This window comes from Paraburkholderia sp. SOS3 (assembly GCF_001922345.1).
Classification (GTDB): domain Bacteria; phylum Pseudomonadota; class Gammaproteobacteria; order Burkholderiales; family Burkholderiaceae; genus Paraburkholderia.
In genome coordinates this window covers 376,390-397,599 of sequence record NZ_CP018812.1, presented here as the reverse complement: position 1 = coordinate 397,599, position 21,210 = coordinate 376,390, and the positions used below count along the sequence as shown (strand labels likewise).

General features: G+C 61.1%; 18 protein-coding genes and 1 pseudogene. 7 read left to right on the top strand and 12 right to left on the bottom strand.

The annotated features are described in order from the left end of the window. The first annotated feature begins 147 nt into the window (after window positions 1-147). Entirely contained in the window at window positions 148-1,362 is a 1,215-nt protein-coding gene (locus tag BTO02_RS21815; RefSeq protein WP_075159334.1) for a YeeE/YedE family protein, read from the top strand. 75 nt (window positions 1,363-1,437) lie between these two features. Here BTO02_RS21815 and BTO02_RS21810 read toward each other — a convergent pair whose 3' ends face one another. Further along, window positions 1,438-2,649: an MFS transporter gene (locus BTO02_RS21810; protein ID WP_075159333.1), complete on the bottom strand. Its 1,212-nt coding sequence runs from the start codon at window positions 2,647-2,649 to the stop codon at window positions 1,438-1,440. A 419-nt stretch (window positions 2,650-3,068) separates the two neighbouring features. Between BTO02_RS21810 and BTO02_RS21805 the strand changes: the two genes are divergently transcribed. Then, the gene (locus BTO02_RS21805) at window positions 3,069-4,271 is read left to right on the top strand and encodes a porin (protein ID WP_075159332.1); all 1,203 of its coding nucleotides are present in this window, start codon (window positions 3,069-3,071) and stop codon (window positions 4,269-4,271) included. A gap of 67 nt (window positions 4,272-4,338) precedes the next feature. Here the strand turns inward: BTO02_RS21805 and BTO02_RS21800 are convergent, their stop codons facing one another. Both BTO02_RS21800 and BTO02_RS21795 read right to left on the bottom strand, forming a co-directional pair. Further along, window positions 4,339-5,460 carry an L-dopachrome tautomerase-related protein gene (locus BTO02_RS21800; protein WP_075159331.1) on the bottom strand — a complete coding sequence of 374 codons (1,122 nt, stop codon included), beginning with the start codon at window positions 5,458-5,460 and terminating at the stop codon, window positions 4,339-4,341. Between the two features lie 110 nt (window positions 5,461-5,570). Then, entirely contained in the window at window positions 5,571-6,614 is a 1,044-nt protein-coding gene (locus tag BTO02_RS21795; protein ID WP_156883939.1) for a hypothetical protein, read from the bottom strand. A 176-nt stretch (window positions 6,615-6,790) separates the two neighbouring features. Between BTO02_RS21795 and BTO02_RS21790 the strand changes: the two genes are divergently transcribed. Continuing rightward, complete coding sequence (locus BTO02_RS21790; protein WP_075159329.1) at window positions 6,791-8,230, top strand: flagellin N-terminal helical domain-containing protein; 1,440 nt, start codon at window positions 6,791-6,793, stop codon at window positions 8,228-8,230. A gap of 143 nt (window positions 8,231-8,373) precedes the next feature. Next, a complete protein-coding gene (fliD, locus tag BTO02_RS21785; protein ID WP_075159328.1) occupies window positions 8,374-9,936 on the top strand; it encodes a flagellar filament capping protein FliD in 1,563 nt (520 codons plus the stop codon). A 46-nt stretch (window positions 9,937-9,982) separates the two neighbouring features. Here the strand turns inward: fliD and BTO02_RS21780 are convergent, their stop codons facing one another. Then, entirely contained in the window at window positions 9,983-10,870 is an 888-nt protein-coding gene (locus tag BTO02_RS21780) for a helix-turn-helix domain-containing protein (RefSeq protein ID WP_269668049.1), read from the bottom strand. A 413-nt stretch (window positions 10,871-11,283) separates the two neighbouring features. Between BTO02_RS21780 and BTO02_RS21775 the strand changes: the two genes are divergently transcribed. Beyond that, the gene (locus tag BTO02_RS21775; RefSeq protein WP_075159326.1) at window positions 11,284-12,264 is read left to right on the top strand and encodes a helix-turn-helix domain-containing protein; all 981 of its coding nucleotides are present in this window, start codon (window positions 11,284-11,286) and stop codon (window positions 12,262-12,264) included. A gap of 17 nt (window positions 12,265-12,281) precedes the next feature. Here the strand turns inward: BTO02_RS21775 and BTO02_RS21770 are convergent, their stop codons facing one another. Next, a complete protein-coding gene (locus BTO02_RS21770; RefSeq protein WP_075161258.1) occupies window positions 12,282-12,764 on the bottom strand; it encodes a hypothetical protein in 483 nt (160 codons plus the stop codon). A gap of 216 nt (window positions 12,765-12,980) precedes the next feature. On the opposite strand from BTO02_RS21770, the gene BTO02_RS21765 reads away from it, so the two are divergent. Beyond that, a complete protein-coding gene (locus BTO02_RS21765; protein ID WP_075159325.1) occupies window positions 12,981-13,856 on the top strand; it encodes a hypothetical protein in 876 nt (291 codons plus the stop codon). Between the two features lie 10 nt (window positions 13,857-13,866). On the opposite strand, the gene BTO02_RS21760 is transcribed toward BTO02_RS21765, so the two are convergent. Then, window positions 13,867-14,808, bottom strand: coding sequence for a helix-turn-helix domain-containing protein (locus BTO02_RS21760; RefSeq protein WP_075159324.1), 942 nt, complete (start codon window positions 14,806-14,808; stop codon window positions 13,867-13,869). Between the two features lie 95 nt (window positions 14,809-14,903). Between BTO02_RS21760 and BTO02_RS21755 the strand changes: the two genes are divergently transcribed. Beyond that, the gene (locus BTO02_RS21755) at window positions 14,904-16,148 is read left to right on the top strand and encodes a DUF1479 domain-containing protein (protein WP_075159323.1); all 1,245 of its coding nucleotides are present in this window, start codon (window positions 14,904-14,906) and stop codon (window positions 16,146-16,148) included. An 18-nt stretch (window positions 16,149-16,166) separates the two neighbouring features. Here BTO02_RS21755 and BTO02_RS34405 read toward each other — a convergent pair. The 6 genes and pseudogenes from BTO02_RS34405 to BTO02_RS21730 form a co-directional block, all read right to left on the bottom strand. Continuing rightward, window positions 16,167-16,347: pseudogene (locus BTO02_RS34405) on the bottom strand (DSD1 family PLP-dependent enzyme); the annotation flags it as partial. After that, entirely contained in the window at window positions 16,347-17,372 is a 1,026-nt protein-coding gene (locus BTO02_RS21750; RefSeq protein WP_075159322.1) for an SGNH/GDSL hydrolase family protein, read from the bottom strand. The gene BTO02_RS21750 and the pseudogene BTO02_RS34405, both read right to left, overlap by 1 nt. A gap of 122 nt (window positions 17,373-17,494) precedes the next feature. Next, window positions 17,495-18,658, bottom strand: coding sequence for an acetylornithine deacetylase (argE, locus tag BTO02_RS21745; protein WP_075159321.1), 1,164 nt, complete (start codon window positions 18,656-18,658; stop codon window positions 17,495-17,497). Beyond that, window positions 18,651-19,328 (bottom strand): DUF1028 domain-containing protein, encoded by a 678-nt coding sequence (locus BTO02_RS21740; protein WP_075159320.1) that lies wholly within the window; start codon window positions 19,326-19,328, stop codon window positions 18,651-18,653. The genes argE and BTO02_RS21740 overlap by 8 nt, the downstream gene beginning before the upstream one ends. A gap of 9 nt (window positions 19,329-19,337) precedes the next feature. Beyond that, the gene (locus tag BTO02_RS21735; protein WP_075159319.1) at window positions 19,338-19,775 is read right to left on the bottom strand and encodes a RidA family protein; all 438 of its coding nucleotides are present in this window, start codon (window positions 19,773-19,775) and stop codon (window positions 19,338-19,340) included. Window positions 19,776-19,833: 58 nt separating this feature from the next. After that, on the bottom strand, window positions 19,834-21,177 hold the full coding sequence (locus tag BTO02_RS21730; RefSeq protein ID WP_075159318.1) for a flavin-containing monooxygenase: 1,344 nt from the start codon (window positions 21,175-21,177) through the stop codon (window positions 19,834-19,836). Window positions 21,178-21,210: the final 33 nt, after the last annotated feature.

Genomic DNA, 21,210 nt, shown 5'->3' with positions numbered 1-21,210 from the left:
TCGTCGTACAAGCGCGACGCGCCGATCGGCCGGGTGCGGCGCAGTGCACGGGAAGCATCGCTGCGCCGCCTGCTTTCACGCCGTGCAAGCTTGCGCTAATCGCGAGAAAATATGCGTTTTGCCCACGTCTTTATAAACGCACTCGACATGTCCGATCTTGCTTCCCCGATTTCCCGCCGCGCCGCTATCGATCCCGGTCCACTAGGCGTGGCCTTGCTGCTGATCGTCGCCGGTGCGTGGTACCTCGTGCAGACCGTCAGCGCGGTACAAGCGGCGTTGTACGTGGTCGGTGCGCTGCTCGGCATCGCGCTTTACCACGCGGCGTTCGGCTTCACGTCCGCGTGGCGCGTATTTATTGCCGACGGCCGCGGCGCCGGCCTGCGCGCGCAGATGCTCATGCTGGCCATCGGGGTCGCACTGTTCTTTCCCGCACTGGCAGCGGGCAGGCTGTTCGGCCATCCTGTCACAGGCCTCGTGTCGCCGGCGGGCACCTCGGTCGTCGTCGGCGCATTCATGTTCGGACTCGGCATGCAGCTCGGCGGCGGCTGTGCGTCGGGCACGCTGTACACGGTCGGCGGCGGCAGCACGCGCATGATCGTCACGCTGATCGGGTTCGTCGCCGGGTCCGTCATCGCGACCATGCACATGCCTTTCTGGACCGCGCTGCCGCAATTGCCCGCGATCTCGCTCGTGAAAATGCTCGGCGTCGCGCCCGCATTGTTCCTCAACTGGGCGCTCTTTGCGCTGATCGCGGCAATAACCGTCGTCATCGAAAAACGCAGGCATGGCCGGCTCGTCGCCGCACATACGCAGCCGCCTCACACGTCGCCGTGGCTGCATGGGCCATGGCCGCTGCTGGCAGGCGCAATCGCGCTTGCCGTGCTCAACTTTGCGACGCTCGCGCTTTCCGGGCGGCCATGGGGCATCACGTCGGCGTTCGCGCTGTGGGGCGCGAAGGCGGCCGCCTCGCTCGGCTTCGATGTCGCGAACTGGGCATACTGGACCAGCAAGCCGAACGCCGCGGCGCTCGCCGCGCCGGTCTCGCATGACGTGACCTCGGTCATGGATATCGGCATCGTGATCGGCGCGATGCTGGCGGCCGCGCTGGCCGGCCGCTATGCGCCCGTCTGGCGCGTGCCGCTGCGCTCGCTCGTGGCTGCGGTCGTCGGCGGATTGCTGCTCGGATACGGCGCGCGCCTTGCATACGGCTGCAACATTGGCGCGTATTTCAGCGGCATCGTGTCAGGCAGTGTGCATGGATGGCTCTGGCTCGTCGCCGCGTTTTTCGGCAATGTCCTCGGCACGCGATTGCGTCCGCTGTTCGGCCTGGAGATAGAGCGGGTCGCGCCGACCGCGTGTTAGAGGAGCTTGACTGTCTAAACACTTTCGCGCCATACCGTTAGCACCGGATTTGTCACCGCAGTCGGCATGGCGCGCTCACTGCCCGCTGCGTAGATAGCTGAGCGCAAGCGTGGCCAGCGCGACAACGGCCAGTGCCGCCGATGCCCAGTGCAGATCCTGCAAACCGACCCCGGCGCGAATGATGGCGGCGCCGATTACGGTGCCTGCAGCCGAGCCGAGGTAGACACACGAATTGTTCAATGCCATCACGAGCTGCGCGTGATGCGGTTCGACGATCCTGAGAAGCCGCGACTGCTGAACCGGCAGGAATAGCCAGCCGCTGGCCGACAGAATCGATAACGACAATGCGGCAGTCCAGAACGACAGCATCGAAAACGCAAGCAATGCCGCATCGATGCCGAGCACGACGAACGTCGCCACGAGCACGGCGACAGGTTTGAAGCGCACGCCAAGCTGACCGCCCGCGAAACTGCCGGCCACACCGCCCATGCCGGACGCCACGAAGACCGCCGCGATCTGGCGCGCAGGAAAGCCTTGGGCACCGAGTATCGCGCCAAGATAGGTGTACGTGAGAAAGTACGCCGAGCCGATTGCGACGGCGGGCAACAACGCGAGCAAGGTCGAACCATGCGTGAGCGGTTTGAATCGCGCGATGAGTCCCGGGGAAGGGGCAAGCGCCCCGTCGCCCGACGATACCCGCGCCGCGCGGATTGCTACTGCGGCCACCAGCGACAGGACGACGACAAGCCAGAATGTGCCGTGCCATCCGGCGTGCTGTCCGATCAGCGTGCCGATCGGAACACCGAGCGCGGTCGCCGACGTCAACCCCAAAGCGACGACCGCAAGCGCCTTGCTCTTCATTTCGGGCGCAGCGAGCGTAGCCGCGAGCGTATAGGCCGTCGGCGTATAAAGACTGCCCGCAATCGCGGCGACCACGCGTGCGGCGACGAGAAGCTCAAAGGTCGTTGAGAGTGCGCAGACGGCGTTGGCTGCCGCAAACAGGATCAGTGCGCCGACAACTACGTTCTGCTTCTTCAGATGGCCGATGAACGCCGCCAGTACCGGAGCTGCGACGGCATACGTAAATGAGTACCAGCTGACCAGCTGGCCCGCCGCATTGATGCCGATGTGAAGATCGCGCGCTACGGAAGCAAGAATGCCGGAGATCACGTACGCGTCGGTGCCGATGGCGAACGTGCCTAGCGCGAGAAAGCAGACTTTCGGATCGAACTCTTTCGACCGGCCAGACCGCTTGACGGCGAATGCATCTTCGGATGAACAACTCATCTGCTATTCCTTTCTCGTTGCAAGCTCAAGCAAATGGTAGAGGTAGCCGCAAGCGTGTGCGTGCACGAGAAACGCCTATTGCATGTGTGACAACCGCTTTACCGATTGCACACGAGACGCGCGGATCTGCCCGCGGTAGACCGCGGTCATGCATTTTCCGCTGTCGCGAGCGCGCGACATCCAATCGGCCGTTGCCGTCTTCAGAGGGTTCGTTTGCCGAATATGCGGGCTATGTCGCCGCGCAAGCATCTGCCGGAGCCGCGTCGATAAACATTTGTTTAGCGAGCGTGACGAACTTCCGCTACCACTGAAATAAAGCATTCCATCTCTCGTCATCGCAGCGATGCCGGACGATACCGCACGTCGCCCGAGGCGACTGCCGATCACTCAACCGGGGAATACCAGTGAAACGAGATGTAATGTTGCTGAAGATCAGATGTTGTGCCGCAGGCGCCGCCCTGCTTGCTGCGGGAGCCGCCCATGCGCAAAGCAGCGTGACGCTGTTTGGCCTGATCGATACAGGTGTGGTGTACCAGAATAACGCGCGCGTTACCCCTTCGAGTGCGACGTCGCCAGGCGGCAGTGCGTTTTCGTTGCAAAGCGGGAACGTCTTTACGTCGCGATGGGGCCTGCGGGGCACGGAGGACCTTGGCGGAGGGCTCAGTGCAGTCTTCTGGCTCGAGAACGGTTTCAATGTAAATAATGGCACCTTCAAGAACGGCGGCGACCTGTTTGGCCGACAGGCATGGGTCGGTCTCCATTCGAATCAGTACGGTACGCTGACGCTCGGCCGGCAATACGACTTCCTCGTCGACTTCGTCGCACCGTTGAGCGCGACCGGTTCAGGCTTCGGCGGCAACCTGGCGACGCACGTCTACGACAACGACAACCTGAACAACGATCTGCGCCTGAACAATTCGGTCAAGTTCAGCAGCGCAACGTATGGCGGCTTTAAGGCCGGTGCGATGTATGCGTTCTCGAACCAGGCGGATAACTTCGCCAACAACGGCGCCTATAGCTTCGGTGCAAGCTACGCGTACGGCCCGTTCAGTTTCGGCGCCGCCTATCTGCAAATCAACCGCACGGCCGACCCGGCGCTGGCCAACGCATCGGGCGCAGCAAGCACGGGCGACGGTGACGCGTTGACGACCGGCGGCCGTCAGCAGATCTATGGTGCCGGTGCGCAATACAAATTCGGCAAGTCGTCGGTTGGCGTCGTGTGGACTCACTCCGTGACGGACAACATCACGGGGCTGTTACAGGACGGCAGCACGAGCGTCGGCGCACTTGCGGGGACGTCGATGAAATTCGACAACTTTGAAATCAACGGCCGGTATTTCCTGCGGCCGGACCTGAGCCTCGGCGCGTCGTACACCTACACCACGGGTGAATTCAGCGGAGCCTCCAAGGGCTTCACCTCAGCGTCGCCGCACTGGAATCAGGTCATGGCTCAGGCCGACTATCTGTTCTCGCCACGCACCGATGTCTATCTGGAAGGCGTTTATCAGCGAGTCGGCGGTGGAAACGGCAATGGGGCATTCGACGCGAGTGTCTATACGCTTGACCCGTCGGCGGGCAACGAGCAGGTGGTCATTGCGGTTGGAATGAAGCATCGGTTTTGACGCCGACAGCCGCGTTTGAAGCGGCGTCGCACGCCCCCGCCGCGTTCCAGCGGCGGGGGCGTGACTCTCATCCGCCAAGCTTTACCTTAAAGATCGTAAAGGGCCCTGAACGCGGCAAATGGTTCTTGAACGTCACCTCCCAGAGATGGGAATCCGCGATGTACATGTAGCCCTGGCTGATCGCAAACCCGTCGGCCCACGAAAGCTTGCCGGGCGCGCGCACGAAGAGCTGCGATTTGACTTTGTGCGTAGCGGGATCGAGATCGAGCGCGACGATGGTGCTGTGTTCGAGATCGCCGCCATACAGCGTCCCATGCTGGTCCATGATCAAGCCTCCTGTCAGTTCCGCCGAGCCGAGATACTGAACCTTGTGCGACAGTTGGCTCGCGCTGAGCTTTGCATCGGTCAGCGCCCTCGTTGGCACCCGCCAGTAGTTGTGATCGGTTAGCGGGCGGTAGTAAAGCCATTTCGCGTCCGGCGAAAGTGCAATACCGTCGGCATGAATCGCAACGATCTTGCCGTCGTTCGTTAGTGCCGGTTGCCCGTTGATCATCAGGTGCTGTTTGGGATCGGCATACGTCGATCGATCGCCGGCAAGAACCTGCCGCGATTGGCCGGTCTTGAGGTTCAGGACGACGAGGCTGCCGCGATTGCCGATGTTCGTCAGATATGCGTAGCCATGCACGAGATCGATACGAACGTCGTTGAGCGAATCGGTCGGTGCAACGGTGCCGTCGAAGCCGTAGCTGCGTATCACCTTGTTGGTGCTCAAATCGAACTCGACAAGCTTGGGCTTTGCGCCCTCACCCGCGGCGGTCAGCACCGCTCGCCCGGAATCGAGCACCCATAGACGATCGGCTTTGTCGACCCACATCGCCTGTGGAACCACCCACTCATGCTCCGTGTCCTTGCCGGACGTGTTCCAGGCTTCATCGGGATAGGGAGTGATCGCGCCGGTTTGCGCATTGACCTCGACGAGCTTGTCGCCGGACTGCGCAGCGGGCGCGCTCGCGAAAATGCGGCCCTCGTGGGAGACGCCGATGCCGACGAGCTTGAATGTATCGAAGGTCTTGACGGTTTCGAGCGGAGGTCCGTAGGCGCCTTGCGGCTCAGCCGATAGTGCCGGTGCAGTGCCGGCGGCAATGGCCGCACAGGCCAGCGCCGTTCTCGCAAGCTTCGTTATTTGCACGTCCTGTCTCCGTTATTAAGCAGGTAAGGAATTGGAGACTGGAGCAGAAAAGCACTTAAGACTATCGGGACTTCTCTCGATGTGGATAAGCTGTCATTTGCCTTTCGTGCTCAATCGACAGTTGCTTCATGAGCGACGGCGTCGCGATGACGGTGCACGGCCTCGGCTGCGGCCCGAAAGCATGCTTCTTCGTTGGGCCAACTATTCAGTGCGTTCATGCAATCACCCGCGTAACGCGCAGCGGCAAGTTGTTGCAACAGTGCGCCATCGTCCGCGAGACGTTTTACAAGCCGCATCCCGGCTGCTTTGCATGCGGCTTGATCGTTCCAGGTGCTGAGCGCTTTCAGGCAATTGATGAAATGCTTTGCGGTGAGTCGCTCGCACACCGATAAGTCCGTTGAGATCCTGCGCGCCAACTGCACCGATGCACGCCGACACACATCATCGGACGGCCATTGAGCCAATGCATCGAGGCAGACAGCGAGATACCGTGCGTTCAGATTGTGCCGCAAGTTTCCATCTTCGGATATTCGCCTTGCAAGACGCACGCCGGCGGCACGACATGCGTCATCGTCGCTCCATCGGCTCAGTGCATGAATGCAGATCGCGAGGCGCACGCCATTCAGCTGGCGCACGATCGCTTCGTCCGCCGCGATACGGCCTGCCAGATGGCGGCACGCCTCTTTGCACACCGGTGCGTCATGCCATTTTGCTAATGCGACACAGCAGTTGGCAATAGCTTGTCCGTTCAGATGGCCTGGCGATACTCGCCCGATCGATAAGCGTTTCGCAAGAGCGAGTGCTGCTTTTTCGAAGGCTCCCTCGTCTTCTTCCCATCGTGCTAATGAAGCAAGGCAGCTTGCCAGTTCAAAGGTGTTAAGCGAGTCGCGTAGCGCATCGTCGATTTGCAATCGCTTCGCCATGATGGCCGCTGCATTCTTGCAGGATGCTTCGCGATGACATTTGCTTAACAACGCAAAGAATGCCGTCAAGTCGCGAGCGCTGATCGCGATCGTCGAAAACGAACCGTCGATCACGCGCATGGCTAGCGTGATAGCGATGGCTTTGTCGTCTGATTGGGCGCTTGCAGTGTTCTCTGGCATGCCGATGTCCGAACTCATTACCGCGACACTATCTTCTTCGATCGTCCGCATCGCCGCTTGCGCGTATGACGACTTTCTCTTGCGTGAATGAAGCCTATGCGGTGTTTCCCCTCAAGCCGCTTCGATCATTGCCGTCAACGCGGGCTAAGGCGGCCGGCAATCAATATGCTTCCGCCGATCTTAATGTCGCGAGTCTCAAAGACTCGATTCTTTAGGGGAAAAACCTCATGCTTAGCATCAATAGCAATATTCCCTCGCTCGTCGCTCAGGAAAACCTCAATGCCTCGGGTAGCGCGCTGTCTCAGGCGATCACGCGCCTCTCGTCAGGTAGGCGCATCAATGGCTCGAACGACGATGCAGCAGGTCTCGCGATCGCCACTTCGCTGCAAACGCAGATCAATGGTTTGAATCAGGGTGTATCGAATGCGAACGACGGCGTCTCGCTCGTGCAGACGGCCGGTACGGGGCTCACGCAGATCACTGCAAGTCTGGGGCGCATTCGCCAGCTTGCCGGTGAAGCAGCCGGCGGAACGTTGACGCCGTCCAACCAGGCAGCATTGCAACAGGAGGTTGCGGAGCAGATCAGCGAGGTGAACCGTATCGCTTCGCAAACGCAGTTTAACGGCCTCGGCCTGCTCAACGGTCAAGCCGGCGTCATCAATGTGCAGGTGGGCGCAAACGTCGGTCAGACAGTTTCGCTTGACCTGAGCCAGGGCGTTTCGGCGGCATCGCTCGGGGGCGGATTCGTGCAGGCCGGCAATACGCTGGGCACGATAACGGGCCTGAATCTGAACGCGGACGGCACGGAAGCAAGCGGCCCCGGCGCGATCACGTCGATCAACGTAATCTCGGACGGCAGCGGTGGCTTCACCTTCACCGATCAGAACGGCAATGCAATTTCCACGGCCGCGTCGTCATCATTGTTCACCACGACGACAACCAACGGCGTCTCGTCGCTGTCGGTGGGAAGCAGCAGTGCGCTTACGCCGGCGAACCAGCTCGCCGCGATCTCATCCGCCGCCAGTGCGGGTTCCGGCGCAACGGACGGCACGGTTTTCGGCGTCATCTCGGGCATCAACATCGACTCCTCGACGGGCACGGATGCCCCCGCGGGCGACACGAACACGATCACGTCGGTCACGGTCGAGTCGGACGGCAAGGGCGGTCTGAAGTTTCTCGATCAGCACGGCAATCAACTGGGCTCGGGCGCACAGGCGGGCCTTTTCAGTGTCGCCGCAGGCGGCGCGCTCTCCTTTGCCAGCGTGCCGGCCAGCACGATCGGTTCGACTGCGGCGGGTGCACAGCCGGCGGGTAGTGCGCTCGCGAGCATCGACACACTCAATGTGCCGAGCTCGGTCGCGAACATCGACATCAGCACGACGCAGGGCGCGAACAACGCGTTGCTGTCTATCGATAACGCGCTCGCCACTATCGCGAATATCCAGGCATCGCTCGGCGCTGTGCAGAACCGCTTTACCGCAATCTCGCAATCTCAGGAAAACGAGTCGACCGACCTCGCAAGCGCGCAATCGCAGATCACCGACGCCGATTTCGCGCAGGAGACGGCAAACCTGAGCAAGGCGCAAGTGCTGCAGCAAGCCGGTATCTCGGTGCTCGCGCAAGCGAATTCGATACCCCAGCAAGTGCTCAGTCTACTCCCGCACTAAACATTGCGACTGACTCGTGGGTGGGCCGCACGAGTATGCAGGCAGGCTCATCCACGAGCGAGAACGCGCGGACATCGTTTCGGATCCGCGTCATGTCCCGATAGCCTTATAAACCGGCCGCACAGGCCGCATGGAGTATCCGAATGTCGACTTCACCCGTTGGCGCCACGGCAGCTGCCGCCGCTCAGGCCGCGGCAAAAGCCGTTCAGCAGGCCGCCCAGTCGTTGATTTCCAGCTCGACCGGCACTCCGCTCGACGTCAATTCGCTTGTAACGACGCTGGTCAAAGCACGAATAGCGGGCCCTGCAGCCTCGTTGTCTACGCAGTCATCGAACGACAATACCGAGATCGGCGGGCTCGGGCTGCTATCCGGTACGATGCTCGGGCTCGAGACGGCGCTCGCGCCATTTCTGAACGGCAGCGCGCTATCGTCGTTCAGCGCGACGCTGAGCGGCGACGGCATTACGGCAAAGGCGGGGTCGGGCGCATCGGCGGCCACGTATCAGATCGACACGAAGCAGATCGCTCAGGCCCAGACCATCACTTCCGGCAGCTTTTCCCAATCCGATGCAAACGCGCTGGGCTCGGGCACGTTGACCATTTCGCTTGGCAGCGGGGCCGGCGCGAAGTCGTTTCAGATCAACGTCGATTCGTCGAACGACAGCCTTGATGATGTTGTGAACGCAATCAATTCGGCTGCCGGCAACCCCGGTATCAGGGCGACCATCATCACAGGCCAGAACGGGCCGGCGCTGAGTTTGCAGTCCACTTCGACGGGCGCGGCCAATACGATCAGCATCGGCGTGACGGGTGCGGCGAGCGACAGCGCGCTCGCGAAGTTCGCGGTGACTTCGTCCACCAGCGTGGACCCGAATGCGCCGGTGGGCTCGTCCGCGATCGCGTCGAACAACAGCTTCTGGACGCAGTCGCAGGCCGCGCAAGACGCGCAGCTCACGGTGAACAACGTGCCCGTCACCAACTCGACGAATACGATTTCCGACGCGATTCCCGGCATTACGCTCACGCTGACGGCGAAAGGGCTGGGCCCGCAGACGCTGACTGTCGCGCCGGACGACGGGGCGGTCGAAAACGATCTCTCAGCGTTCGTGACCGCCTATAACACGGTGATCGACCAGCTGAATTCGCTCGCCGCGCCAGGCACGGCGAACGTGCCCGGCAGCGGCGGCATACTGCTCGGCGACGAAATGATCAACCAGATCGGCGCGTCGCTTGGCGGCATCGTGGGCGGCCTTGTGTCGAACGGCGGTTTGCAAGGCACACTTGCGTCGCTCGGCATTACGTTTCAGAAAGATACGGGCGGCCAGCCGTTTGCCGAGTTGCAGATCGATGCGGACCCGAACGGCCCCACGCTCGACGACGCCGTCACCAACAATCCGGCGCTGATAGGCGCGCTTTTCAACAAAACCAACGGCATTGCGCAGCAGCTCGACTCGGTGCTGACTTCGTACACCTCGGGACAAGGCATTATCGCGAATCGCACGAACGACCTGACTGCCGACATCGCGAATCTCGCGAAGCAGCAGAACGATCTCGACGACTTTGCCGCGCAGCTGACCTCGCAATTCAACGACCAGTTCACCGCTCTCAATACGATCCTGGCACAGGCGCAATCGAATTCGAACTTCTTGACCTCGTTGTTCGTCGGTGCCAACAGCAGTGGTGCGCTGGCGCAAAACAGCAAGTAAAAGCGGCGCCGGTTGACAGCGCCGTCATACGAGTCGTCACCCGCGATCAATCGGAGACACGGCTCGATCGACGCAAGAACTGCTGCGCAGTCATGCCATAGCGGCTCCTGAACGCGCGGCTAAAATGCGCTTCGCTTGAGAAGCCGCAGCGATACGCCACCTCCTTGATCGACACTTTGCCTTGCTCGGGCGAGGAGAGCAGGCGCGATGCGCGCTCGAGACGCATTTGCCACACGAAGCGCATCGGCGACAGACCATCGGCCTTCATCAGGCGGTTCAGCTGGTTGACCGATACGCCCGTTTCCGCAGCGATGCGCTCGACGCTAAGTCGTTGCTCGCCAAGCAGGCGGATGATTGTTTGCTTCGCATGGAACGCGGTTGCGATGCGCGGCCGGTTAGCCCCACTTCCCGGACGCGTGAGAAGCGTGTCGATCATATCGAGGCAGTGACGGCTTAGCTGATCCGACAGATAGGGGCTGACCGCACCTGCCTGTCTTTCGACGTATTGCACGAATTCGTTGACTGCCCGAACGTCAGGGCACTGGATATCGGGTGCCAGATATTGCTGGACTGCATCGTGACCGCCACGTTCGCGTAGCGCTTTTTTGGGCAGGCGAAGTAGCAGAAGTTCGGTGGGCTCCCGGTAGATCTCGGTGAAGTTGCTATCGGGATTAACAAAGAGCGCACTGCCCGGACCGAACGATTGCTGGTCTTTACCGCTTATCAGATCGAACGCTCCGCTTTGGACGATCTTGAAGTATAGGTAATCGTCCTCCCCTCCCACTTCCTTGAACCGATTCTCGAGCGGAGAGATGTTTTGCCCGGCCAGGCGGACACTCGTCACCTGAACCTCGCCCATCTGTCGAGCCTTGATCGAGCAACCGGCCAAGGAAGAACGCGTAAGCGTAGAACGAACGTCGTAGCTATCCGCCATGACCGTAGCCCACGACTCCGCGTTGGTGAAGTCGACATCCCATTGCTGAGGTTCTCTTGACATGAATCAGTTTCAACCTGTTTCAGTATGAAGTTTGTTGTGGCTTCGAGCAGCGTCCGTGCGTCCGCTCGAAGCTGTTGATTCCGCTCAGTCATGAACATATGAGGTAACCGTTTATTCCGGGCCAGCGCATCAGTTAATGCAACGTAAAACTCGCGAATTTTCAGACAAGCGATTCATCCGTCAGTCAACCATGAGGAAACGCAAATAGACTATTCTGCGTACCTCTTTGCGGTAAGGATACGTCTTAACGATCGGCTTCGACGTGTAAGGTAGTTAGGTATGCTATGACTGACACGCGCTAAAACTTTTCTGGGAATTGCGTCCGATTGCGGGCTACGGATGATATTGGGATGATGCGCTTCGCCGCACAATCGCTTGATGGCCAGATCGCCAGAACCGAAGATGAGTGGCGCGACCTGGTGAGAACGAACTGGAGCATGGAGTGCAAATTTGCTTCGGAAATTCAGCGTGATCTGCGGGTCGCATCGTGGTTCATGGAGGACCTTCGATTTGAAATCGCGGATTTGTCGGGACAGCAATGGACGTGGATTCCGGGGCGCGGAGAAAACAACTGGAGAAGTCATGCGCTCGTCATGCTGCTTGTGGAAAGCGGCGCGATCGACATGGAGCAGGACGGGGTCCGATTGAGCGTGGCGGAAGGGGCGCTGTTGTTGTTCGACGCTAGCATCGAATATACGCAGACATCGCATGGCAATGCTCGCGGACTAGCGCTGCGTTTGCCGCGAACGGCGCTTGAGAAGCGCGGTGCCGCGCTGCACAGCCGCAAGATGTTCATGCCGGATGTGACGTCGCCGGATGTTGCAGTGCTGCGGTCGTTTATCGCATCGACGGCCGCTTACGGACAGCACTGCACTGCCCATGGGAAGAAGCTGACCGCCGAGCACCTGATCGACCTGATGGAAATTGTTGCCGACGATTTGAGTGCGCCCGGACGCACGCGCAGTTCCGACGCGATGCTAAGAGAGGTCAAACGTTACATCAAGCGCCACGTCGGCGACGAGAGCATGACGGTGGAAGCGGTGGCGAACGCAATGGGTGTGTCGAGGGGCTATCTGACCAAGCTCTTTGAGCGCGACGGCACTTCGATGACGCGTTATCTGCTGCATCAGCGTCTGGCAAGGGCAAAGAGAATCCTTGCGACCGGAGGCGAGGCGCTGCGCATCAGCGAAGTGGCATGGCAGTGCGGATTTGTCAGCGCGGCCCACTTCAGCAATGCATTCAAGAAGCTGTACGGCGTCACTCCCGGAGAACTTCATCGGAGTCAAAGGTCCAGGCACACGGCGCCGCCTGGACCCTATACCGATAAGTGACCGGTGCCAGGCCTTCGTCAGGCTTTCACGCCCGGCGTCTGCGGTATCGGAGACGGCGAGATCCGATGCAGCGGCGTGGCCGGGTGCACCGTGTCCGGCGTGCTGGCGGGCACAGCCTCGAACATCGGGACGGACGGTACGAAAAGAACCGTAAGCGGCTGCGGCACGACCAGCATCTGGTTCAGCGACGCGTGCTGGATCTGCTGCATTTGCTGCTGCATGAGCAACATCTGGGATTGCATGTCGCGCATCTGTTGCAAAGCCCACGCCGGCGGCGCGCCGCCCGTGCTGCTCTGCACCTCGATCATCCCGCTGCCGTTCGGGCTGTGCCAGCTCCATGTGCTGACATGCGCAGGTCCGGCAGCGGTTTGTATGACATGCGTGTGCCCCTCGATCGGAACGACTTGTCCGTCGATTTTCACCAGCATCGGCTCGGCGGCCAACGCGAGAGCCGGCGCCAACACGAGCGCGCCGGCGGCAATGGCGGTGCGAAAGTGCATTTGCATACTCCTTGTTGCAAGAGATCGAAATCAAAGAACGAACTCGCGAGCCGCTTAACTTTCTCGTCCCAGCCTTAAGCGACGCTTAAAAGCGGACCTCATTTGACAATTACGTAGCTTTCGCTAACGTTGGAGACTTCGCGAGGCGGGGCCTCTCGCTGTGTGATCCGCTGATGCTCCCCGCTGTGTACCCATCGATCCGACCAGAAAGCCATCGTGAATACCATCCAGATCCTGCTTCAAACGACCATTCCGCCCACTAGCGACGACTGGTCGATCGCGCGGTTTAGCCGCCTGACAGAATTATTACGGTCGTACCGGGACGCGGAGGGACGCGCTCTGTTCAATGTCGTCGCACGCGACCGGGATCCGCCGGGCGCGCCCGATTCGATTCTGTCCCGCCTCGACGAAACGGAATTCGACCAGTTGTGGCTCTTTGCGGTCGACGTCGGCAATGGACTGACGCCCGAAGATTGCGCGGGCATCACGCGATTCCGGCAGGCAGGCCGTGGCCTGCTCGTCACGCGCGATCATATGGACCTCGGCTGTTCGATATGCACGTTGGGCGGTGTCGGCAAGGCGCATCACTTTCATACGCACAACCCGGAGCCCGACGAATCGAAGCGCGTGATCGACGATCCGTTCACGTCGTATATCCTGTGGCCGAATTTTCACTCGGGTGCAAATGGCGACTACCAGGAGATCGCGGTCGTCGGGCCAACGCATCCGATCCTGGCCGACCCGGAGTCGCCCACCGGCGCAATCCGCTTCCTGCCCGCGCATCCGCACGAAGGCGCTGTCGATGCGCCGCGCGATGAACCCGCGCGTGTGGTCGCGCGTGGTAAAAGCAAAGCCACCGGGAACAACTTCAATCTGGCAGTCGTGTTCGAACCGTCGACGCATGGCGGGCCCGCCGTCGCCGAAAGTACGTTTCACCATTTCGCCGACTATAACTGGGACACGCAGCACGGCGCCCCGAGCTTTGTGAGCGAACCGCCGGGAAATGGCATGCAAACCGAACAGCAGGCGATGCGCGACATCCACCGCTACTCGATCAATATCGCGAAGTGGCTTGCGGGGGCGGTCAACTGAGGCACATCGCTCAGCGCGCGGCCTTTCGCTCAAGCGACGGCGAGCGTTCGGTCAAAGCGGGTTCCATCTCGTCCTCCGCGCGGCGCGCGCCGGCAAACTGCCGCCGGTAGGCGATGGGCGTGAAATGCCTGGCAGCCTTGAATTGCCGGTTGAAGTTCGCCACGTTTGAAAATCCTGAGCGCGCGGCAATCACCGATATCGGCATGTGCGTGTCGGTTAGCATCCGGCAAGCGTGGCCGATTCGAATGCGCGTGATATAGCGGCCGACGCTTTCCCCTACGTGTTGCATGAAGTGCCGTGTCAGCGAACGCTCCGAAAGTCCTGACGCCCTGGCGAGCGTCGCAAGCGGCAGCGGATGCGCGAATTGCGTGTCGATCAATGCCAGCACGCGATTGAGCTGCTCGGGCTCGTGGCCGGATGGCGCACCCGTGTTTGCATCGAACGCACTCGGCGACGCGAGCGGTGCGGCCGGCAACTGCGATAACCAGTGCAGCACATCGAGTACGGCTTTGAGCCGCTCGCGAGGGTCGCTGCAGAGCAATTGGTCCAGATGCTCGCGCATGTGCGCGCTGGCTCCGTCTTCGAACGAAAGCCCACACGCGGCGCGACGCAGAAGATTGCGCAAGCCGCCGTACTCGGGGCAGACGTCCGCGAAGCGGCGCACCCAGGCGCCGTCGAACCATACGACGATTGCAACTTGCGGAGCCGACGCATCGATCGAGCGGTTCGATGCCCACGTATGCGGCAGATTCGGCGGAACGAGGACGAGGTCGTCCGCGCCATAGACCGCCACTGAATCGCCGATATACCGCTTGCCCTGACTATTCATCGTCAGGGTCAATTCGTACTCTGGATGATGGTGCCATTCGAACGGGATTCCCGGCAGCCGCCGGTGGTAAATCCTCACTGAACGGCTGTCGCCGAACTCGACGCGTTCGTATGTCGCTTTCATGGCCGAATCTGCAAAAACATTGACTCGATAGTATCACTCGCGAGTTCGGCGCCGACGTACGATTGCCTGCACGATCACTGAACGGAGACAGGGCAATGGCATTGCAAATCGACGACCTGCCGGCAGCAATCAGGACCGCAAAGCGGCAACTGCGCGAAGCACTGCCTGACTATCGCGCGGTATTTGCCGACGTCGAAGCGGCAATTAACGAGGAAGCCCAACTTATCGCGAGGCTCCGCGACCGTGGCGAGCCCGTTATTCCCGAGATCCGGTTCGAAGACATAGTCGCGAATCGTGTCGGCACGGAGCAGATCGCGCTTATCAAGTCGCGTGGAGCATGTGTGATACGCGCGGTGTTCGATCGTTCGCTCGTCGAGCAGTGGGATCGCGATATTGCTGAATACGTCGAGCGTAACCACCTCGACGCAAAGCTGATGAATCGCGCGGAAGACAAGTACTTCGGTCAGCTTGCCTCGAGCAAGCCGCAAATTTACGGCGTGTACTGGTCCAAGCCGCAAGTGCTCGCAAGGCAATCGACGGCGCTGACGCAGGCCCGCGTGTTTCTGAACCGGCTCTGGCGTGTGCAAAGCGAAGGCCGCGTGCATTTCGACCCGGACCGCGTGCCTGTTTATGCGGACCGGTTGCGTCGCAGGCCTCCGGGCTCCGGATCGCTGGGACTGTCGGCCCATTGCGATGGCGGATCGGTCGAGCGTTGGATCGAGCCGAATTTCCGCAAGGTGTATCGCCATGTTTTCTCGGGCAACTGGCGCGATTACGACCCGTTCGACGCGGCATGGCGAACTGACGTCGAGGAAATCCCGTCCCCGGCGGTCTGCTCGATGTTCCGCACCTTCCAGGGGTGGACCGCGTTGACGCCGCAAGGCCCCGGCGACGGCACGCTGCAACTCGTGCCGATGGCGAACGCGATGGTGTACGTCTTATTGCGCGCGCTTCAGGACGATGTGGCTGAAGACGACCTGTGCGGTGCGATGCCGGGGCGGGCGCTATCGATCAAGTCCGAATATCACGCGCCGCTGTTCGATGCGCTTTCGTCGATTCCCCTCATGCAGGCAGGCGACACGGTGTTCTGGCATAGCGACGTGATTCACGCGGTTGAAGACGCGCATCGCGGCAACGGCTATAGCAATGTGATGTACATCGCGTCGGCGCCGGGCTGTGCAAAGAACGACGCTTATCTGAAACGGCAACTGCCCAGCTTTATCGAGGGCAGGAGTCCGCCCGATTTTCCGGGCGATCATTTCGAAGTGGATTTCGCCGGTCGCGCGACGCTGGATGACCTGACGGAGATCGGACGCGCGCAGCTTGGCTACGATCTTTGAGCCACAGCGAGAATTCATTCACCAGCCGTAAAGTCGGGACCACGTTTCAGTCGCGCCATCTTCGTTTAGCGCGTGATACTCGCGATGCCGAGCACCGGTTGCGCACGCGTGGTTGGGGAGAATGCGCAGGTGCGTTCCTGGGGAACCGTGCAGCGATGCCTTTGTCCGCTGCTCTGATGCGCGCTACGACTCCGCGCTCTATCGTCCAAGGCCGCTCTTTGCAATCTGCTGCTCCACGAATTGTGCAAAAAGGGCGTGCATGCGTGTGGTCGGATGGAGGTCATCGGCAAACATATACGTCTGGTCCGCGTTGGGCGTCGTATAGGTTGCCGGCGAGCAAAGCAGTGCCGTGTTGTTGGGTGTTCTCGAAGGGTCGCACGCCTGGCCGGTGTTCGATACCGCGAAGCCATTGGCCTGGAAGTTGGCAACGAGCTGATTCACCCAGCCAAAGGAGTCGACTTCGATCACTTTGCCTTGCAGTCCATTGGCCTGCAATGCGGCGTTCAACGTATCGTTGAACAACTGCGACAGTTGCGTGAGCGTCGCGCCGCCGTCGGCAGCGGCGAGTCCTTTCGGCGACAGGCCGATATTCGGCAAATTGACTACGACCACATGCGTGGCGCCGTTCTGCACGATCTGCGCGACGATTTGCGCGAGCGTCGTCGCGGCCGTTTGCACGATGGGCGCCGCTGCGGGCAGCGCACCCGCACGAAGCACGTCGTTTGCGCCGGCCCAAACGAGCACTAGCTGCCCGCCATTGAAGCTGCCATGCGCGGACAGATAGCTCGACACCTGTTGATTGACCGGCATCTCCACATCGCCGATCACATCAATCAGGAAGTTGTTGAGGTTGGCCGGCGTTGCAACGGTTGCGCCGCCCTCGGCATAGCCAAAGCCGCCATGAGGACTCAACTGGTGGCTGGCGCTGATCGTGAACGCCGCGTTCAATGTGTCGCCGTAATACTGTGCGACGTTTTGCGCCCACACCTGACCGGGGTTCGTGGTGAAGCGGCCGCCGCCTACCGGGCTCGCTAGCGGGGCGAACGTGCCGACGTCGGACAGGCTGTCGCCAAACGAAACGACCTGCAACTGGACGCCGCCCGCCGGACCGCCGGCGGCATTGCTTCCGCTTGCGCTATTGCTGCCGCCGCCGCCGCATGCGGCAAGCACTGCAAAAAGCACGGCGAAAATTGCAACGCGTGCGGACATGCCGATCTTTGTCATCGCGGCTCCCTGCCGCTCGCGACGGAGCGGCCCTGCGCGCCTGACGCTTAACGACGGTCATGGCGAGCGATTGCGATGAGCAGATCAAGCAAGAACGATGCTCGTCTGGTTTTGCAGAGGTTTCAGTCGGCAGTGCAAAGATGATCGGCAAGGCGAACCATCATGGCATCGCAACGCGCCAACTGTTCGAACGTAATGAACTCGTCGGGTTTATGGCCTTGATCCATGCTCCCCGGTCCGCACACCACGGTGGGAATACCGGCCTGCTCGAACAGGCCGCCTTCGGTGCCGAACGCAACGGTGCCGAATTCGGACGTCTCGCTTAGCAGCGCGAGAAGCCGGGCTGCGTCGCTGTCGGCCTCGGTAGCCAAAGCCGGGTAGGCGCTCAACGCTTGCAGCCGGATATCGGTTTCGCGCTGAACCGCGCGCATTTTCGGCAGCAGTTCGGTTTCCGCGTAGGCCTGGAGTTTGTCCGGCACTGTCTGCGCATCGAAGCCCGGCAGCGCGCGGACCTCGAAATCGAACTCGCATTCGGATGGCACGATATTCAGTGCACGACCGCCTTTGATCACGCCGGTCTGTACTGTCGAGAACGGCGGGTCGAAGCGTGCATCCTGATGTTCAGGCTGCGCAAGCGTTTCGCCGATTTCCTCGAGCCGGTTGACGAGCCGTGCCGCGTACTGGATAGCGTTGACGCCATACGGCGCGTAGGCGGAATGGCATGCCGCGCCCTTCACATGGCAGCGCATCGCGAGCTTGCCCTTGTGGCCGAGTACCGGTTTCAATCCGGTCGGTTCGCCGATCACGCACAGGCGCGGCCGGTACGGACGCTGCTGCAGATCGGCAAGCATCGATCGAACACCGAGACATCCGACTTCCTCGTCATATGAGAACGCGAGATGGATGGGCAGCTTGAGCGGCCGCTCGAGAAACGCGGGTACGGCTGCGAGAACCGAAGCGATAAAGCCTTTCATGTCGGCTGTGCCACGACCATATAGTCGATCCTCGCTCGCGGTAAGGCGAAACGGATCGACGGTCCATGGCTGCCCATCGATAGGCACGACATCGGTATGACCCGAGAGCACGATGCCGCCACGATCGTCGGGACCGAGGGTGGCGAACAGGTTGGCCTTCGTGCGCTCGTCGTTGTAGAAGAGTTCGCTATGTACCCCGAGGGCCCGCAGATAGTCGCGTATAAAAACAATCAGTTCGAGGTTCGAATCGCGGCTCACGGTGGCAAAGCCGATCAGCGTGTCGAGCAGTGTTTGTGTCGAGCGCTCACTCATCGCCGGGCACTCCGTAACTGGGCGCTGCAGTGGGGTTGAGCGCGCGGGTCAGATAGTCCTGCATTTGCGGTCGGTAAGCTTGCCAAAGTGCGTCCAGCTTTGCGATCGGGCCTTCGTCGGCCCAGTCCACGCGCAAGTCGACGATCGGCCAGATCACGTCGCCAGCCACTTTGAGCGCCGCTGAATGAACCGGGCCCGCTTCGCCGCCGGCCGCAATCGCGGCGTGCATCGCGGCAAGCAAACGGTCGGCAAGCATGCCGTGCGCGTTCTGGAATGCCTGCACCATCTCGTCGATTACTTCGAGGCGGGCGAGCATATTGCCGCCCGCCACGCATTGCTCGCCCGCGACGGCGTGATGCAGGCCGAGCGCTTCCTTGCCCGTGAAAAACGCCGTCTGTCCCTGGTTGTCGATCGCGAGTACCTGTCGATACGCGCTCCATGCGTCCGACTCGAGCGCCAGCTCCAGCGCGGATAAAGGCGTTTGCTCGCCGTCTTCGAGGAAATCGAGTATCTGCGGCCCAAGGGACGGCAACGTGACATTCTGCGTCGCAACTGCCCCGATGCGCGAGCGTAGCCACGGGCAGCGTGCACCGACCGCGATACTCGACGAACTGATCGCAATCCCGAGTTGACCCGTTTCTGCGCAGCGCCCCACGATCGAGAATGTCATGTCTGCTCCTTAAGGCTGATTCGGCTTCCAGTTGTCGGGGACCACCGCGATCACGTCGATCTCCACCAGCCATTGCGGCTGACCCAACGCGCTCACCACAAGGCCCGTCGAAATAGGGAAGACGCCCTTGAGCCATTTGCCGACTTCCTGATAGACAGGCTCGCGGTAACGCGGGTCGATCAGATAGGTCGTAGTCTTGACGATATGCGAAAGGTCGCTGCCGGCTTCTTCGAGCAGTTGCTTGATGTTTTTCATCGCCTGTTCGGCTTGAGCGCGTGGATCGCCGAGGCCGACGAGGTTGCCGTCGAAATCGGTGCCGACCTGTCCGCGTACATAGACGGTATTGCCGGCTCGCACGGCCTGACAGAGGTCGTTATTCAGCGTCTGGTTCGGATACGTGTCCCGCGTGTTGAACATGCGGATGCGCGTGTGAGTAGGTTGGTTCATTGTGCACCTGGTTCTTGAGGGAAAGTGCGTGCGTTTAGCCGCGCAATCAGCCGCTCTGCTAGCTGGCCGCGCCGACGAGATGTTTTGAGCCGGGGTGTGCGTCATCGTCGCCTTCCGCTTTTGCGCACGGCTCGGAATGACGCTGCGTTGCATCGCGATACGACAAATACTTGCGCTGGATCGCGATGTGGTCCGCAATATGTCTCGCGTCGTGCCAGACGCCCCAGATAAAGCTGGAGCCGCGACGCGACAGCCACGGCAGCCCTAGAAAATAGATACCCGGTTCGCTCGACACGCCGCGCTGATGCTGCGGCTTGCCGTTCGGCGAAAACGCGTTGACTTTGAGCCAGCTGTAATCCGCCGTATAGCCGGTTGCCCAGATAATCGAGGTGACGCCGGCCTCGTGCAGATCGAGTTCGAGAATAGGGCGGGTCACGCATTCCGGGTTCGGCAGCACGTTGCGCGCGCCCGGTTCTTCGGGAAGATCGAGCCCATTGCTCGCGATATACGCATCCGCGGCATCGAGCAGCGCCAGATAATTCTCGTCGCCGCGCGCGAGGTTCAGTGCGAGATCGGCTTCGAAGCGCATCACGCCGGCATCGAATGACTTCGTCAAACCGACCAGCGCGATGCCCTGATTCGCAAGCGCGCGGAAGTCGACTGTCTGGCCGCCGCGCGCGCCGCTCACTGCAATCGTAACGTGCTCCCTGCCCGGCGTCGCCACTTCTTTGTCCCATTCGCCGAGCACGCCGAGCCACCAGCAGTAATCGCGGTTGCGATACGCGCGTGGCGGCCGATCGTGAGGCCCGACGGACAGATAGACCTTCCTGCCCGAGCGCTGCAATTCATCGGCAATCTGTACGCCTGACGACCCAGCACCCACGACGAGCACGGCGCCGTCGGGCAGTTGGCCCGGATTGCGGTAATCGGCCGAGTGGATTTGCGTGAGCAGCGCTTCTTTGGCAACGATCGGAGGAATCAGCGGACGCTGGAATGCACCCGTCGCCACCACCACACGGTTCGCTTCGATCACGCCATCCGACGTATCGACGACGAACCCGGGCCGGCGCGGCGCGCGCACGACCTGTCTGACCTCGACACCGGTGCGGATCGGCGCATTGAACTTTTTCGCGTAGGCGACGAAGTAATCGGCGACGCGCTCCTTCGACGGGAAAGCGTCGGGATCGAGTTCTTCGAATTCGAGTCCCGGAAACCGGTCATGCCACGCCGGGCCGTTCGCGACGAGCGAATCCCAACGTCCCGAGCGCCAACGTTCGGCAATGCGGCCGCGTTCCAGCACGAGGTGCGGCACCCCTTGTCTGCTTAAATGTTCGCTCATCGCGACGCCGGCCTGACCGGCGCCCACAATGAGCGTATCGATTGATGTGTTTTCAGCGGTCATTGCTCGCTCCATCCGTAAGGCGCTTGTGCAATC